Source organism: Robbsia betulipollinis (assembly GCF_026624755.1).
Classification (GTDB): Bacteria; Pseudomonadota; Gammaproteobacteria; order Burkholderiales; family Burkholderiaceae; genus Robbsia; species Robbsia betulipollinis.
Genome location: NZ_JAPMXC010000001.1, coordinates 1,213,693 through 1,229,917, shown reverse-complemented (window position 1 = coordinate 1,229,917; position 16,225 = coordinate 1,213,693). Strand labels below are relative to the sequence as shown.

The window sequence follows — 16,225 nt, the reverse complement described above, 5'->3', positions numbered from 1 at the left end:
GACGGGAACATATGGGTGGGGGGGGCGCGGGCATGCCCAGCGCTGCCGCTTGGCGTCATCATGGCGCAGCGGCAAGTACGGTCAGCTGCGCATCGATCAGTCCGACATCGTCCTTCGAAACCTGTTGCACCTTGCCCGTCTGCACCCGGCTTCGTGCGATGCCGTGTTGCGTCAGATAGTCGGCGATCCCCTCGGCCCGGCGGGTCGCCAGGATCTCGGCGGCATCGGCGTTCAGGGTCTGCCCTTTTGAAACCCGGTCGAACATGGCCTGATACGCGGCGTGGCTGTCCGCGGCGGGACCTGTTGGCGATTCTGGGAGCGGTCCGTTATTTTGTTGCGCGAGCATCGCGCCCAGTGCCCGGCGCGTGCCGGGATCGTCGAGCGCGACGATCGACGCGTCTGCGTCGTCGGCGCCGGGGGACGTGAGCCGTGCGGCGAGCTGACGGCGGGTTTGCGCCTGCTGGAGGGCGAGGGTGTCCATACGTTCGTCGTAGGGCGCGCCGATCGAGAGTTGCAGGAGCGGTCGTTGTCTCAGCGCGCCGACCAGGGCGTCGAGCTTTTCACGCTGCTCGGGCGCGAGCGATGCGTTTCCCGCGGCGAAGCCGATGCTGGCCAGCGATGTCTTGTCATTGCCGAAAAGTTTTCCGAGCAAATGAAAGGGTGCCGCGGCGACGCGCAGAAGGGTATGGCGTAACGCGTCGGTTATCGCGCTGGCGATGTCGAAATGGGGATTGTCGAGGTTGCCGCGCACGGGCACGGAGAGGTGGATCTCCCCCTTGGAATCCGTCAGGAGCGACACCGCCAGGTTGAGGGGAATGTCCTTGGCGGTGGGGCTTTTCACGCGCTCGCCGAGCGTGAAATCGGACAAGCGGACATCGTTCTTGCCCAGCAGGTTGCCGTGATCGATTTTGTACTCGAGGTCGAGCCAGAGTTTGCCGGCCTGCACCTTGCGTCCGGCGAAGGTCGCGGTGTACGGCGAGAGAGGCTGTACCCGCACGTTGGCGAACCTGACGCGAAGGTCCGTATAGCGTCGCGGGTCGAATGGCACGATGCTGCCATTGACGGTCGCGGAACCGTACGACTGTATCGTGCCATCGGCGGTCACGTCGGCGTGCCGATCGCCATGATTGAACACCCCGACGATGGTCGCCTGCACCGCGCTCACCTTCGTGGAGAACGGCAGGACCAGACTTTGGTCGGAGAAGTCCACGCTGCCGCCGCGCACGCCAATGCGATGGATCGCCAACTGGAACGGGGCGGCGTGCGGGCCCGTGCCGGACGGCGGTTCGGCTTTCGGCGTCGCGCCGGCGTCGCGTTTGAGGAACCGTTCCAGGTTTACGCTGTGGTTCTTCTCGACCGCGATCTTCGCATCCGGATGGACAATCTGGATATCACCGACCGTCAGGCGATTGTCCTGACCCGAAAAGGCGATGTCCCGTGCATCCAGCCGCTCGAGCGAGAGTGCATGGGCATTCGTGTCGGTTTCGTTCAGGATGATGTTTTTCAGGCCAAGCTGGCCGGTGACCTGGATTGCACGTCCCGCGTGGGCGGCGTGGACGATTGCGAGGTCGCCGCTCGCTTGGCCGGCGGCCAGGGCGAGCCGGGTGTAACGCGTGAGAACCGGCTGCAGGGGCGCCAGTGCGATGGCCCTGGCGACCACATCGGCGTGAAATTCGCCCGTATCCGGCGTTCCCGTGCCGCTTGCCTTGACGCTGCCGCCGGCGTCGGCGAGCGCGAGCGTGGCGTCGAAGCGAGCCTTGCTGTCGTTCGCCACGTCATGGGCGGTCGCGTCGAATGTCGCGCCGAGGGCGAGTGCCGGCGTGTACGCGCGGTCCGCCACGTTCGTCGTGAAATGCGCGATCTGAATCGTGCCAACCGAGTATTGCCAGGCCCGTCCGGCGGCGGGAGCGGCGGGAGCGGCCGCGCTTTTTCGGGATTCGGCGTCGAGCAGGTTGAGGCGCCCGTTTGCATCGCGCACGATCCGGGCGCTGCCGCCGCGCACGGTGAGCGTGGACGCCGTCATGCGGCGGGCGTGAAGATTGAATCCCCCGTTTGAAAGCGACGCGGACGTAATCGAAACGGCCGGCTGCTGACTGCCGTCCATCGAGAACCTGGCCTCGTGCATGCTTGCCTGGAGGTTTTGCGCTGCGACCTGTGCCTGCGCTCCGCCCACCGACATTTGCATGGCCATGGCGATATCGAACCGGTCGACGTCGAGACGTCTGGACACCGCGCCGCTGAGGTCGACGAGATGCGCTGCCATTGCGCGCGCCTGGAACGTTGCAACGCGTATATTCCAGGCGTGCGCGGGCGTGGCGGCACGAGCGGCGGCGGGCTGCGGGGCGATGCGCGAGGCCGGGTACGCAACCTGCCAATCGAACCGACCGCTCTTTTGTACCTGCGCGCGCACGACGCCTGTCGCGAGCGAGAGTTCACCCACCACCACCGTGCGCTGCGAAAAAGCGACCTTCGCGCCTTGGATGTTCAGTCGCGCGGCTGCAAACAAGGGTTCGGTTTCCCGGGGGCGGCGCAGCGTGAAGTGGGGCAGACTGGCATTCAGATCGTCGAGCGTCCAGCCCCCGGCATCGCGCAAGTCGGCCGATAGCGTCAGCGGACCGCCGGCGGGCGTGAAGCCGGTACGGCGCAGCGCAAGGGCGCTGAACGGCGTCAGAACGAGTTGGTCGAGTTGAACGTGCGCCTGGAGGTTGGTGCCCTGCGGGGCGATGCTGCCATGGGCATCGAGCGTGCCGCCGTCATGCGCTGCGATCCGCGCGTCGAACCGGACGGGCGTCGAGCCACTGTTTGCGACGTCGTGCGCGGTAAGGGACCGGAGGTGCAGCGGATAGTGGAAAACGGGCGTCATGCTGCGGTCGGCCAGCGCCACATCGATGTTGCTGATGCCGATTCGCGCGAAGTCGTATTGCCAGGGGTGTCGTCCAGCGGACGTCGCCGCGTGATGTCCGGGTGCCGCCGCAAAGCGACGCTGCCAATCGATCGAGCCGTCCGTGTTGCGTGCGACCGAGACCGTGCCGTCCTGCAACGCAATGTCGGATGCCGCGACCGTCATGCCCGCAAGATCGAAAGACCCTCCCGTGACGGATGCGTCGTCGAGTTTCAGCATCGGTTGGCCCGGGAGCGCTGCGTCGTGGATGTGCAGGGCAATGTCCCGGCCTGCAACATTGCCATGCGCGCCGGTCGTCGCGTCGATCCGCAGCGCGCCGCCGATGCGGGCAATGCTGGCGACGAGCGGGGGCTTACTCCGCTGGTCGTCATAGTCGAGGCCAACGCGGTCCAACCGCATGCTTTTCACCGCGAGATGCCAATCCGGTAGAGCGACGCTGGGCGGCACGCCGACGCGCGCCGCGTCGTTGCGTACGATAAGTTGCGACCAGGCAAGTTGGCCATTCGCGTCGATACGCACGGCAACGCCGCCTTGCGCCACGTCCAGGCTGGCGAACGAGACCGCATGTTTCAGCGGATCCACGCTGCCGCCGTTGGCGGCAAGCTTCTTCATCGTGATGAGAGGCATCTTCGCTGTGGGCGTGCTCAGCGCCAGGTCAGTGAGGCTGAGCGCCACGTCGGCAAGCTGCAGACTGCCGGTGCGTGTGAAGGCATAGCGCGCGGACAGATCCGCGCGGCCTTTCAACGCATCGATGCGCAGTATGCCGCGCAGAAACGGCAACCACGTCGAGGCCTGCAGGCCATTCAGCGCGAACTCGCCGCTTGCCGACAGCGCGGGTTCGAGTCCAATCTCGCCATGTGACCGCAGATTCGTGCCGTCGGGCAATACCGCCGTGAGCGTCTCTTTCGCTTTCACCGCGCTCAGGGTCGAGAGGTTCGTCATGCTCAGAGCAATGGGCGACATCAAAATCTTCGCTGGCGCGGCGTTGTGGAGGTCGGTGAACAGGATGCCCGCGCGAACGATGTCCAGCTTTGCGATCATGACCCGCGGCGTCGTGGTGTGCGCGCTTCCGGCCGGCGTCAACCGATGAAGAAGTTCGATCAGGTTGAACGTGCCGTCTTTCGCCAGCACCAGATTCACCGTCATGCCTGTCAGCGCGACGTTGTCGATTTTCCAGGTGTCATGAAGCAGAGCGCTGGGCGCGTCATTGATCGCGAGATGGGCGATTTCAAGAAACGGCGTAGCGCCAGGATTGCGCAATACGACATTGTCGGCCTGGATCTCGAATGTGAACGGGTTGAAACGCACCCGGCCCAGGCCGAGGTGCAGTCCATAGCGCTGGGTGAGCCAGGGGGAGAGGTGCGTTTCGACCAATCGCGGCGCGCCCCAGAATCCTGCGACGGCATAGATGCCGAGCAGGCCGAGCAGTGCCAACGCGGCGAACCCATATTTATGCCAGCCAGGATGCTCCCTGGCAGGCGGTTCGCCGGGAGGAGGGACAGGCGTTTCGGCGGACTGTCCCTGAATCGAAGACATTTACCGTTCCTGATTTGCGGGCGGCGTCAGCCCTTCGCGCCGCCGCCACAGGGCATCCACCGCTTCCAGACTCAAGCCCATGGTCTCGGGAATCAGGCGATAGGCGAAAAGAAGGGCGGCGAAAGACAGTGCAGCGAAAATGAAGAACACCCCCGGGCGTCCCAGCAGCGCCGTCAAATTGAGAAAGCTCAACGCGACGGCCAGATTGGCGAGCCAGTTCGCAATCGTCGCCGCGGACATCCCGCGTGCGCGTATCGCCAGGGGGAAGATCTCCGAGAGCAGCAACCAGAATACGGGTCCCAGCCCGATGGCGAAAAAGCCGATGTACGCCGTCAGGCTGGCGGCGGTAAGCCAGCTCAGTATCGGACCTTTCCCGAAAAGAAACACGCAAGCGAGCAGCGACAGGCTGACGCCCATGCCACCCACGCCCCAGAGCAGCAGCACGCGTCGTCCCACCCGGTCGACCAGGCGGATGGCGACGACGGTCATCAACACGTTCACGACGCCGATGCCGGCTGTTGCCAGTATCGCCGCCGATGCGGAAGAGAGCCCCGCTGCCTGGAAGATCATCGGCGCGAAGTAAATGACCGTATTGATGCCGGTGACTTGCTGGAAAATGGCGAGGCCCACGCCGACGATCAAGGGCAGGCGCTGCGCCAGTCGCTCCTTTTTGCTGGGCGCTTCATGCTGGGCGGTCTGGCGATCGCTCTTAAGATCTGCCCGGAGTTCCGCGACCTCGGCATCGATGTCGACATCGGCACCCCGTAATTTGCGTAGCGATGCGCGTGCGAGATCGGTGTGACCGTGGCCCGCCAGCCAGCGCGGCGTTTCCGGCAGCAGATACATGCCGAGCGCAAGCAGCGCGCCCGGTACTGCGCTGAGGCCCAACATCCAGCGCCACGAGCCACTGGCGGCCAGCGCATAGCCCACGAGGTAGGACAGCAGGATGCCCAGCGTCACCGCCAACTGGTTGCACGATACCAGCGCACCACGCGTCTTGGCGGGCGCGATCTCCGCCAGATACAGCGGCGTAAGCATCGACGCACCGCCAATCCCGATGCCGACCAGCACGCGCCCGACCAGCAGCATTGGGAGGTCCACGGCACACGCGGAAACCACGGCGCCCGCGAGGAACACGGCGGCGGTCCATAGCAAGGTGGGACGGCGTCCGAAATGATCCGCGAGACGACCCGCTACGCCGGCACCGCCCGCGGCGCCCGCCAACGCAATGCTCGTGACGATGCCCACCATGAGCGTGGACAGATGAAAGGCGGTACGCAGGAACAGCAGTGCGGCGGAAATGACGCCGGTATCATAGCCGAACAGGAGACCGCCGAGTGCTGCCGTGGCAGCGATGATGACGATGTGCATCGGAAGTCCCCCTGGTGGATGGTCCTACATTGCCGCAGCATGCGGCCGCTGTCGGGAAAACCTCCCGATCCACGTCTTCCGTTCGGTCTTTTCTATTGGTTATGCAGAAGGAGCGCGTTGCGCCAGGCTCACGGCGAGCTTCAGGGTACACGATAGAACGTCCTGCAAGTAACTATCCTTCATTCATTAGCCATCCCCTGTAATTTCCCGATACGCGCGGTGTGCGTGGGGTCACGCTGCCGGCACGTTTGCCGTGCCATGATGATGACTTTCGCCGGCTGCGGCGAAGACCCTTCAAGAGGCTTACGATGACAGTGAAAATTCAAGTGGGGTCGCCGCAGATCGCGATTCACCAGGGGCATTCCGTCCTGCTCACCGAAACCGATGGACAGATCGACTCGCCGAGCGACAAAGGCCTGTTTTTCTACGACACGCGCCTCGTCAGCAGTTGGCGGGCCTATGTCAATGGTGCGTCATGGGAGTTGCTGAACGGCGCGGCGACGAGTGCCTTCGCGGCGCGGGTGTTCATGACGAACCCGCCGATCCTGACGGAAAAGGGGCCGGTGGCGGCACATACGCTTGGACTCTGTTTGACGCGCCATATTCATGGTGGCGTTCACGAAGACCTCGATTTGACAAATCAGAACGACGCGCCCGTCCGTATCGCGTTGGAGATCGCGGTGCGCAGCGACTTCGCGGATTTGTTCGAAGTGAAATCGGGACGACTGGTCAGACGGGGGCATGTGTCGACGCAATGGTCGGACGATGCCCAGCGGCTCGCGACGACATACCGCAATGCGGCGTTCGAACGAACCATTGCCATCACGTGTTCAAACACAACGTGCCCCGCGGTCTATGCGAATGGCCGCATCGCGTTCAGCGTGGATCTTCCGCCACATGGGTCCTGGCATACGTGCCTGCGCTATGATCTCTCGGACGGGCACCACGTGTACACCGCTCCCGGGGAATGTTACGGCACGGGACAGCCGACCCTCAACGAAGTTGAATTGGAGAAATGGCAGGCGAGCGTGATCAAGCTCGAGAGCAGCAACAACGGGTTCGAACGGTTTTTCCGGCAGGCGATCGACGACTTGGCGGCGCTGCGTCTGCCGGTGCGGGCGGCGGGCGAAACGCATACGGTGCCGGCCGCAGGTCTGCCCTGGTTCGTCGCCTTGTTCGGGCGCGATACGCTGATCAGTTCCTTGCAGACCGCGTTCGTGCATGCGGAATTCGCGACCGCCACCCTGGCGGCGCTCGGGGCGTGGCAGGCGACGGAGCGGGACGACTACCGGGACGCGGAACCCGGCAAGATATTGCACGAATTGCGCCTGGGCGAACTCGCGGCGCTGAAACTGGTGCCGCATACGCCGTACTACGGGTCCGCCGACGCCACGCCCCTGTATCTCATCGCACTCCACACCGCGTGGATGGCCACGGGTGACGACAGCCTTCTGACGCGCTACCTTCCCGCCGCAGAACGCTGTCTGACCTGGATCGATGAATTCGGGGACCGTGACGGAGACGGTTTCCAGGAATACGAAACGCGATCCTCGGCGGGTCTGGAGAACCAGAGCTGGAAGGATTCCGGAGACGCGCTGGTCTATCCCGACGGCTCGCTCGTGAAAGGGCCGAAAGCGCTCTGCGAATTGCAGGGCTATGTCTACGATGCGTGGCTGCGCATGGCCACGATCTACGATCATCTGGGGCACGGCGCAAAGGCCGACGCGTTGCGGGGCAAGGCGGACGATCTGTTCCGGAAATTCAACGAGGTTTTCTGGGACGAAGAAGCGGGATTCTACGCGTTCGCGCTGGACGGAGAGAAAAACAAAGTCATGAGCGTGGCTTCGAACCCGGGGCATTGCCTGTGGTCCGGAATCGTGCCCGAAGATCGCGCCCGGCGGGTGGTCGCGCGACTCATGCAGCCCGACATGTTCAGCGGCTGGGGTATCCGCACGCTCTCGTCCGACCATGCGGCCTTCAACCCTTACGCGTACCAGAAAGGGGCGGTATGGCCGCACGACAACGGCATGATCGCGCAGGGCATGCAGCGCTACGGATTCGCCGCCGAGGCAGGCACCGTCGCCAAGGCGATTTTCGAGGCCGGTGAATTTTTCGCCCTGGGAAAAATGCCCGAGCTGTATGCCGGACTCACGCGCGACGCCACCAACTTTCCGGTTCAATACCTGGGGGCGAACGTGCCGCAAGCCTGGGCCGCGGGATCGATTTTCTCGCTGGTGCAGGCGATGCTCGGCCTGGAGCCAGACGCCCCGGCGCGCAAGCTGTATGTCGATCCCTGCCTGCCGGTCTGGTTGAAGGATGTGACGCTCAGGGCGTGCCGCGTCGGCGATCAGACTTTCGACATCCGTTTCTGGCGCGAAGATGACGGCACGACCCGTTTCCAGGTGCTCAAGGGGGATGCCGCCGCGGTCAGCGCCCGGTCTTCCGCCGCCGCGCGTCGGCTGCTGGCCGGCCGGGCAACGGTGTAGCGCCCGAGATCGCGACCGCCGTCCGAAGCCGTCAGGGTTGCCGCAGATAGCCGGGAAGGGCCTGGATCCGGTCGATCCACCGTGCGATATGGGGATAGGGCGCGAGATCCACATCGCCCTCCGGCGCCAGCACGACATAGGGGTAGACCGCGCAATCGGCAATCGAGGGTCGGCCGATCGCGAGCCAGTCATGGCTTTCCAGATGTTGCTCGAGCACGGCGAGCACGATCGCCGATTTTTCCTGCGCCGCCGCCATGTCCAGCGTGGCCCCGAATTGCCGCACGAGGCGCGCGGCGCAAAGGCTGTGCTGAATGTCATTGCTTGCGAAAGACAGCCATTGCACGATGTCGGCCTGACCTTGCGGATAAGCCGGCCACCACGCCAGGCCGCCATGGACGCCTGCCAGATAGACGAGGATCGCCTGGGAGTCCCTGACGACGCGCGCGCCGTCCTCCAGGATGGGCAACTGTCCCAGCGGATTCAGATCGGAAAGTGGCGGCCGCGCATGCGCGCCGTGCAGAAAATCCACCGCCACCGTCTCCAGCGGGATATTCGCCAGCGCCGCGAAAAGCCTCACCTTGTAGCAGTTACCGGAGCGCGCCAGATCGTGTAGTTTCATTGCGTGTTTCCCTCCATCAGTTGGTTGAACTCGAGAACATTGCCATCGGGGTCGCGGATGAACAGCGCGATTCGCCTCGGTCCGATGGGGTGGGGTCCCTCGGTAATAGGGATCGCCCGCTCGGTCAGCCAGGCCTGGAGCGCCGCAAGGTCCGCCACGACGAAGGCGGGATGCGTCATCCCCGGCAGCTTCACCGGTGCGTCCAGCAGGGCGTTGCGCGCCCCCGGCACCCGTGCCCCGTTGAAGATCAGGTTGATGCGCACACCGTCCGGGCTGAGCATTTCGTTGGCTTCGTGCAGCGGAAAACGCGCGCGCTCGATAAATCCCAGAGACTGGTAAAACGACATCGCGCGGTCTCTATCGCTGACGCGAATGCCGATATGGTCGTATGCGAGAATACGGACAGGACTGGATGGTTGGCTCATGCGTCGAAGCTCCGGGTGATGACATGCCGTGAAGTTTCCGCCAGGTCGCCGTGTTTATCCATGCCGCGAAGCTGACAATACCTGTGCGGTTATCGCATGAATGGAAAAGGTGACGATGGACAGACTCAAGGCAATGGCCAATTTCGTTCGGATCGTCGAGTGTGGCAGCCTGAGTGCGGCGGCGAATGCCACCGGTCAGTCGGTCGCGTCGCTCGTGCGCTCGCTGGCGGCGTTGGAGCGCTATCTGGGCGTTCGATTGCTGAACCGCACCACGCGGCGCATCGCGCTCACCGACGATGGCGAGCACTATCTGGCCTGGAGCCGGCGCATGCTCGCGGATTTCGACGACATCGAGCAGCGGCTGGCAGGGCGGGATGGCAAAGTCCAGGGCCTGCTGCGTCTGACGGCACCTGTCGAGTTCGGGCAACGCCACGTCGCGCCGATCGTCAATGCGTTTCTCAGGGAGCATCCCGGCATGCGGGTGGATTTACGTCTGAGCGACCGGATCATCCCGCTGCTCGACGAGCGTCTCGATGTCGCGCTGCGTATCGGTTTGCTGCCGGACTCCGGCATGGTGGCGCGTCAGGTGGGTGTGACGCGGTTGGTCACCTGCGCGAGCGCGGATTATCTGCGCGCCGCGCCGCCGCTCGACCGGCCGGAAGCGTTGCGCGACCATGCCTGCATCGCCCTGGCGTCGCAAGGGCAGCACTGGTTCTACCGGCACGGCGAAAAGGCGTCGGGCGAGAAAATCTCGCCGAAGCTGGTTTGCAACCAGGTTCGAACCGCGAGTCTCGCCTGTGTTCAGGGGATAGGGGTGGCCAGACTGATGCACTATCAGGTGGCCGAGGAGCTGCTCGACGCGCGTCTGATCAGGGTGCTGCGCGATTTCGAACCGGTGAACATCCCGATCCAACTGGTCTACCCGCACACGTTGCAACGCTCGCCGCGCGTGAAGGTATTCGTCGAATGGGCGTGCCGCCAGTTGGAGAATCTCACGCCCCGACCCGATGCCCGGACGCGGTGAAGCCGTTCGCCGCGGGAGGCCGCGGCGTTCAGAACTTCGTGCGTATGCCCACGGCGACGATCGCCTGGCGGTTCGACGACGAGGTGCCGAAGGAGTAGATGCCGGCGTCGCTCAACGCGGCCACCGAGGTATTCGTCACGCGCTGATAGGTGCCTTCGAGATAGACGTCGGTGCGGCGGCTGAGCGCGTAATCGGCCTGCAGCATCAACTGGTTCCACTTCGGCGAGACGCTGCTGGACGCGCCGACGAAATGCCCCTGCGTGTAGGTGTAGGCGCCGCCGACGTGGAACGCGGGCGTGACGGCGTACCGCGCATTGAGTTCGTAGTTGTAGAACGTGATCCAGTTGCCCACGAGCGGCACGTACGCGCCGCCATGTGCAATCTCGCTGGGGCCGTCCAGCGAGGTACGGGTGAAGACGAAACCGACTTCGGTCGCGCCCAGCACGTAGTGCGCGGCCGCGGCATAGATGCGCTGCCGGTCGCCCACGAGTTGCGCGTCCGTGTCGCTGCTGCTCAACGCGCCGCCGGCCGTATTGCCCGAATTCACGCCGCCGGGATGGTTCGCCTGAAAGAAGGCGGCCGCGAGCGACAGGTTGCCCCGGTCGTAACTGGCGGCGGCGGTGAACGCGTTGTTTTGCCGGAAGCCGGTCGCCGAGTTGCTGAAGGCATAGCCGCCGCCGACTTTCAAACCGCTGTAATCGATGCTGCGGAACATCACCGCGTTGTTCATCCGCGCGCTGAGGGCGAGATTGTCGTTGTCGAACGGATGGGACGCCAACACCCCGCCGAAGCCCAAGCCGGCCGCGGACAGGGGGCTGATGAAGTTCAGGACGTCGTCGTATTGCCGACCCAGCGTGACCTGCCCGTATTGCCTGCTGGCGAGTCCCACGAAGGCCTGGCGGCCGAACTCGTCGCCGCCTTGCCCGAATTTGCCGTTGTTGAGCGTGAAGCCGTTTTCCAGCGTGAAGATCGCCGACAGGCCTGCGCCGAGGTCCTCGCTGCCGCGCAGGCCCCAGCGGTCCGGGTTCAGGTTGCCGCTTTGCAGGCCGACGGATTTGCCACTGCCGCCGCTCGTGCCTTTCTGGTTGCTGATGTAGTCCACGCCGACATCGAGCAGGCCGTAGAGGGTCACGCTGCTTTGTGCATGGACGCCGCCCGACGCCACGGCGGCACCGATGGCCATGGTCGCGAAAATCCTGCTTTTTCTCACGCTCGTTCCTTTTCTCGAAATCGTGTCTGGAAAGACCTGGGTCGTTCGGCGGTAGTCTGTCACAGCGAAATCGAATTGTCCCCCGCGCGGGCGCCAACACGCGTCGTGGAGGCAATGCGCTGAAAGAAAGCGTTGTACCGAACGCGAAAACGGCGCGACGGCGCGCGCGGTTGCCGTCCTGAAAGTGCGAGGCGGGCGCGGCCCGCGGCGGCAGGCCCGCGGCCGCCGCGTCTACAATTTGGCGGGATAGGTGCGCCATCCGGCCTGCAGCGCCATCGCGCGCTGCACGACCTGCTCCATCGCGGCGCGCAGCGGCGCCACCGACGCGTCGCCACGGTCGAACTCCTCGCGCAACGCGGCGTAGGCGTCGTTGATCTCGTGCAGCAGCGCGTGCTCGTCGACGCCGGTGAGACGGCCTTCGCGCATCACGCATCGGCCGGCGACGAAGACGCTGTCGATGGCGCCGCCCCGTTCGGCATAGACGAGTTGCCGAACCGGATCGGTCAACGGCGTGAAGGCGAGCGTATCGGTGCGGTACGCGACGAGGTCGGCGCGATGGCCGGGTGCGATCGCGCCCAGCTGGCCGGCCATCCCGAGCGCGCGCGCGCCGCCCCGGGTGCCCGCGTCCAGCGCTTCGGCCGCCGACAGCCAGCGGGAATAATCGTCGCCACGAATCTTCGACAGCGCCGCGGCGCTCCCCGCCACGTTCAGCATATTGCTGGTGTGCGTCGACGCGCAGCCATCGGAACCCAGACTCAGGTTGACGCCCGCATCGAGCAACTCGCGCACCGGCTGCACGCCCGAACCGAGCATCAGATTGCTCCACGGGTTGTGCTGCACGCTCGCGCCGCGTTCGGCGATGCGGCGGATCTCGTCCGCCGACAGCCAGACGGCGTGGATCAGCGAGGTGTTGGGGCCGAGGAAACGCTGGTCGTCGAGCCAGGCGACCATCGGCTTGCCGTAGAACGCCTGCGCGGTGACGACTTGCAGCCGCGTTTCCTGTACGTGGATGATCACCGGCAGCGCGTGGCGGTCGGCGAAGGCGCGGCAGCGCGCGAGGAAGGCGGGCGTGCAGCGCTGCGGTGCCGACGGCGCGACGAGAATGCCGACGCGGTTGCGCTGCGGATGCCGCGCGGGCAAAAGGCCATCGAGGAAAGCGAACCACGCATCGGGCGTCGGGCGCGGCAGCGCGCGCATGCGCGCGAGCAGGTCCGGCGGGAAGATCGCGTCGACATCGGGGAAATTGTCGACCAGCGCGCGGTCCATCATCGAGAAGCCGATGATCGCGCGCACGCCGGCGTCCTCGTACGCCTGGAACAGCGCGTCGACCGCGCCGGGGTCGATCGCGCCGCCCAGATTGACGTCGTCGACCACCGTCGTCGCGCCGCTGCGCAGCGCTTCCAGTGCGCCGATCATCGTGCGCAGGTAGACCTGCCGCGGCGACAACCGCACTGCGTGCGGGGCGCGCACGTAATGCATCCACAGTTCGAGCGGCAGGTTCTCCAGCCGTCCCTTGTGGAAGTGCTCGTGGGAATGCTGGTGCCCGTTGATCAACCCGGGGACGAGCAGACGGCTGCTCAGATCGACGAGCGTGTCGCCCGCGTGTACCGGCACGGCCCCGGCCGCTTCGAGCGCGACGATCCGGTCGCCGTCGAGGACGACGTCGAGCGGGGCCGGGCCAACCCGCTGCCCGGCTCCGGCGATGACGCGTGCATTACGCAGGATCGTTTTCATGCGGGATGGCTTTCATGCGGAATGGTTTTCAAGATGGGGTATCGCCGTGGAATTGCCGCGGAATGGCCGCGAAACGCCGGCGAAGCGCTCCATGATCAGCATCGACAACACCGTGACGGCGATCAACACGCCCGAGGCGGCCGCCGCGCGCACGTCCAGGCTGTCCTCGATGATATGCCACAGGCGGATCGGCAGCACCTCGGTGCGCGCATCGGAAAGAAAGAGCGACAGGGCGACGTTGTCGAACGAGTTCATGAAGGCGATGAAGGCGCCCGAGGCGATGCCGGGTCCGAGCGCCGGCAGGACGATGCGGCGAAACGTGCGCCACGACGACGCGCCCAGGCACCGCGAGCTGTCGAGCAGCGCGGGGTCGAGCTGCGCGTAGCTCGCGGACGTCGTGTACAGGACATAGGGCGCGCACAAGGCGATGTGCCCGGCGAGCAGGCTGTAAAAGGACAGCCCGGCGCTCTCCAGGTTGAACAGCACGAGGATGCCGAGCCCGAGCGCGAGTGACGGGACGGTGAGCGGCGCCATGAAAAAGGAATCGAGCAGGCGCGCGACCACGCTGCGCCGGCGCGCCAGTACGACCGCCGCGGCGACGGCGAGCAGTGTCGCGATCGACGTCGCGGCCAGCGCCACTTTCAGGCTCACCCAGAGGGCGTCGAGGATTTCCGGGGAGTCGAAGGCCAGCGCCCGGTACCAGCGCAGCGAGAACCCGGGCGGGGGAAAGCGCAGCGAATAGCCCGAGGTGAAGGACGTGACGAGGACGATGACCGTGGGCAGCAGCAACAGCAGCAGACCGAGCGCCCCGGCCATGCCCATCGTCACGCGAAAGGACGGTACCCAGGATACGCGTCGCGCCAGGGAACCGGAGCCGCCCCGCCGCCGCGCGCGGCGAAGGGCGGGACGAGGGGTGGAACGACGCGCGGGCGAGGAGGGAGGATCCCGATCAGCCATGGACGAATCCGCTGGCCTTGCGGCCGAAGTAGTTGAGCAGGGTCACCATCAGCAGGATGCCGACCAGCAGGATCATCGCGACGGCCGCCGCGAAGGGGTAGTCCTGGGACTGGATGGCCTGCTGGTAGATGTAGAACGGCATGTACATCAATTGTCCGCCGCCGACGAGGGTCTGCACGACGAAGGCGCTGACCGCGCCGGTGAACACCAGCAGCGTGCCGCTCAGGAGGCCGGGCACCGACAGCGGCAGGACGACGCGCCACCAGGTGCGCCAGGCGCTCGCGCCCAGCGCGTGCGACGCCTCGGCGAGCCGGGCGTCGATCGCGCCCAGCGCGGTGACCAGCGGCAACACCATCAACGGCAGTTCGATCTGCGCGAGTGCCAGCACCACCGCGGTGGGGGTGTAGAGCAGCTTGAGCGGCGTGGTGGCCCAGCCGAGCGCGAACAGCAACCGGTTCACCAGGCCTTCGTTGCCGAGGATCACGACCCAGGCGAAGGTCCGCACCACCGAACTCGTCAGCAGGGGCAGCAGGATGCACATCAGCAGCACGCGCCGCCACCGGGCGCCCGCGGCCAGATACAGCCAGGCGATCGGATAGCCGAGCACGATGCAGGCCAGCGTGGTGACGAGTCCGAGGCCGAGCGTCGACCACAGCACGCCGCGGTTGAAACCGTCGGCGAAGAACCGCACGTACTGATGGCCGCCGATGTGCTGCATGCCGGCGTCCGTGTGCAGGCTGATGAACGCCAGCAGCAACAGCGGCAGCGCCACGAACACCATGAAAAACAGCCCCAGCGGCAGGATCAGCAGCCAGTCCGCCGCGGGGCGCGACGGGCGCGTGACACGCTTCACGCTTTCACCAGCCGGTTGAAGCGGTCGATATAGCCGGCGCGGCGCGGGTTGAGTTTCTCCCAGTCCACCTGCACGAAATGCTCCAGTTCGGTGGCGGAATGGGCGATGGCCGCCAGCGCCGCGCCGAACGGCACCTTGGTGTTCGTCGGCGCGACGAAGTAGGGGGCGGCGGTCATCTGTTGCTGGACGTCGACGCTGAGCGCGGTGTTGATATAGGCGGCCGCGAGGTCCGGCATGCGCGTGTTCTTGACGATATTCATCGTGCTGCGCACGAGCCCCCAGCCGCTCTCCGGCCGCGCCAGGGCGAGCGGCACGCCCTTCGCTTTGAGGGACTCGACATTGTTGATGTAGTGGCACGAGACGTCGATCTGTCCTTGCTGGAAGAGGGCGCCGAGCGCGCCCGGGTTCGCCGCCACCGCGCCGACATTGGGCATGAGCCTGCGCAGGAAGTCGAACGCCGGGTCCATGTGGTCCTCGTCGCCGCCGAGCATCTTCGCCAGCGCCACCATCCAGACGATGCCCAGCGTCGAATCCAGGCCGACGATGCCCACGCGCCCCTTGAACGCGGGTTTGAGCAGATCGTTCCACGAAGCCGGCTTCTGCCTGACCCGTTCGGCGTTGTACGCGATGCCGTAGACCTGGCCGGACACATAGGCGCCCATCTTGCGCGGATCGATGAAGCGCGGCGGCAGGTCGGCGAGGTTCGGCACCTTCGCCGCGGGGATGACCTCGAACAGGCCGAGCGCGACACCGCTCAGATAGGGGCCTTCGTCCATCATGACGACATCGAACGGCGGGTTCGCGCGCGCCGCGGTCAGCTTGGTCAAGGTGTCCACCGCCTGCGAGGCGGTGAGCGAGACCGTGGCGCCGGTCGCCTTGCGAAACGCCGGCAGCAGGATCTTGCGGTGGGACTCTTCCCAGGCACCGGGAAAGGTCGTGGCCGCGAGCGGGTCCGCGGCGAACGCGGCGCGGCTGTCTGCCGCGAGACTCACCGCGCCGAGGGCGCCGAGCGCCTGCAAAATCCTGCGCCGTTCAAAATCGATCGTAGACATCACAGCTCCGTTTTCAAGGGGGGGACGGAAATAGTCCGGTCGTGTTCAGGATGAGA

At 65.6% G+C, this 16,225-nt stretch carries 11 protein-coding genes; 2 read left to right on the top strand and 9 right to left on the bottom strand.

All coding sequences use genetic code 11. The features are described from left to right. Positions 1-58: 58 nt before the first annotated feature. Complete coding sequence (locus tag OVY01_RS05380; protein ID WP_267846229.1) at positions 59-4,438, bottom strand: DUF748 domain-containing protein; 4,380 nt, start codon at positions 4,436-4,438, stop codon at positions 59-61. Continuing rightward, a complete protein-coding gene (locus OVY01_RS05375) occupies positions 4,439-5,809 on the bottom strand; it encodes a sugar porter family MFS transporter (RefSeq protein ID WP_267846227.1) in 1,371 nt (456 codons plus the stop codon). 308 nt (positions 5,810-6,117) lie between these two features. Between OVY01_RS05375 and OVY01_RS05370 the strand changes: the two genes are divergently transcribed. Continuing rightward, on the top strand, positions 6,118-8,295 hold the full coding sequence (locus OVY01_RS05370) for an amylo-alpha-1,6-glucosidase (RefSeq protein WP_267846226.1): 2,178 nt from the start codon (positions 6,118-6,120) through the stop codon (positions 8,293-8,295). A gap of 31 nt (positions 8,296-8,326) precedes the next feature. Here OVY01_RS05370 and OVY01_RS05365 read toward each other — a convergent pair whose 3' ends face one another. Continuing rightward, positions 8,327-8,914, bottom strand: coding sequence for a glutathione S-transferase family protein (locus tag OVY01_RS05365; protein ID WP_267846225.1), 588 nt, complete (start codon positions 8,912-8,914; stop codon positions 8,327-8,329). Further along, positions 8,911-9,339, bottom strand: coding sequence for a VOC family protein (locus tag OVY01_RS05360; RefSeq protein WP_267846223.1), 429 nt, complete (start codon positions 9,337-9,339; stop codon positions 8,911-8,913). The genes OVY01_RS05365 and OVY01_RS05360 overlap by 4 nt, the downstream gene beginning before the upstream one ends. 115 nt (positions 9,340-9,454) lie before the next feature. Between OVY01_RS05360 and OVY01_RS05355 the strand changes: the two genes are divergently transcribed. Continuing rightward, positions 9,455-10,363 carry a LysR family transcriptional regulator gene (locus OVY01_RS05355; protein ID WP_267846221.1) on the top strand — a complete coding sequence of 303 codons (909 nt, stop codon included), beginning with the start codon at positions 9,455-9,457 and terminating at the stop codon, positions 10,361-10,363. Positions 10,364-10,391: 28 nt separating this feature from the next. Here OVY01_RS05355 and OVY01_RS05350 read toward each other — a convergent pair whose 3' ends face one another. The 5 genes from OVY01_RS05350 to OVY01_RS05330 form a co-directional block, all read right to left on the bottom strand. Beyond that, the gene (locus OVY01_RS05350; protein WP_267846217.1) at positions 10,392-11,546 is read right to left on the bottom strand and encodes a porin; all 1,155 of its coding nucleotides are present in this window, start codon (positions 11,544-11,546) and stop codon (positions 10,392-10,394) included. Positions 11,547-11,804: 258 nt separating this feature from the next. Beyond that, positions 11,805-13,307 carry an amidohydrolase family protein gene (locus OVY01_RS05345; RefSeq protein ID WP_267846215.1) on the bottom strand — a complete coding sequence of 501 codons (1,503 nt, stop codon included), beginning with the start codon at positions 13,305-13,307 and terminating at the stop codon, positions 11,805-11,807. Positions 13,308-13,319: 12 nt separating this feature from the next. Then, positions 13,320-14,264 carry an ABC transporter permease gene (locus OVY01_RS05340; RefSeq protein WP_267846213.1) on the bottom strand — a complete coding sequence of 315 codons (945 nt, stop codon included), beginning with the start codon at positions 14,262-14,264 and terminating at the stop codon, positions 13,320-13,322. Beyond that, positions 14,257-15,117, bottom strand: a complete 861-nt coding sequence (locus OVY01_RS05335; protein ID WP_267846211.1) for an ABC transporter permease — start codon at positions 15,115-15,117, stop codon at positions 14,257-14,259. The genes OVY01_RS05340 and OVY01_RS05335 overlap by 8 nt, the downstream gene beginning before the upstream one ends. Next, a complete protein-coding gene (locus tag OVY01_RS05330; RefSeq protein ID WP_267846209.1) occupies positions 15,114-16,169 on the bottom strand; it encodes an ABC transporter substrate-binding protein in 1,056 nt (351 codons plus the stop codon). Before OVY01_RS05330 ends, OVY01_RS05335 begins: the two co-directional genes overlap by 4 nt. Between the last annotated feature and the right edge of the window lie 56 nt (positions 16,170-16,225).

Excerpts from the sequence above, each read along its gene's own strand:
- OVY01_RS05350 (WP_267846217.1), bottom strand. The coding sequence starts at position 11,546 with ATGGCCATCGGTGCCGCCGTGGCGTCGGGCGGCGTCCATGCACAAAGC.
- OVY01_RS05340 (WP_267846213.1), bottom strand. The coding sequence starts at position 14,264 with ATGGCTGATCGGGATCCTCCCTCCTCGCCCGCGCGTCGTTCCACCCCT.
- OVY01_RS05370 (WP_267846226.1), top strand. The coding sequence starts at position 6,118 with ATGACAGTGAAAATTCAAGTGGGGTCGCCGCAGATCGCGATTCACCAG.
- OVY01_RS05330 (WP_267846209.1), bottom strand. The coding sequence starts at position 16,169 with ATGTCTACGATCGATTTTGAACGGCGCAGGATTTTGCAGGCGCTCGGC.
- OVY01_RS05355 (WP_267846221.1), top strand. The coding sequence starts at position 9,455 with ATGGACAGACTCAAGGCAATGGCCAATTTCGTTCGGATCGTCGAGTGT.
- OVY01_RS05345 (WP_267846215.1), bottom strand. The coding sequence starts at position 13,307 with ATGAAAACGATCCTGCGTAATGCACGCGTCATCGCCGGAGCCGGGCAG.
- OVY01_RS05375 (WP_267846227.1), bottom strand. The coding sequence starts at position 5,809 with ATGCACATCGTCATCATCGCTGCCACGGCAGCACTCGGCGGTCTCCTG.
- OVY01_RS05380 (WP_267846229.1), bottom strand. The coding sequence starts at position 4,438 with ATGTCTTCGATTCAGGGACAGTCCGCCGAAACGCCTGTCCCTCCTCCC.
- OVY01_RS05365 (WP_267846225.1), bottom strand. The coding sequence starts at position 8,914 with ATGAAACTACACGATCTGGCGCGCTCCGGTAACTGCTACAAGGTGAGG.
- OVY01_RS05360 (WP_267846223.1), bottom strand. The coding sequence starts at position 9,339 with ATGAGCCAACCATCCAGTCCTGTCCGTATTCTCGCATACGACCATATC.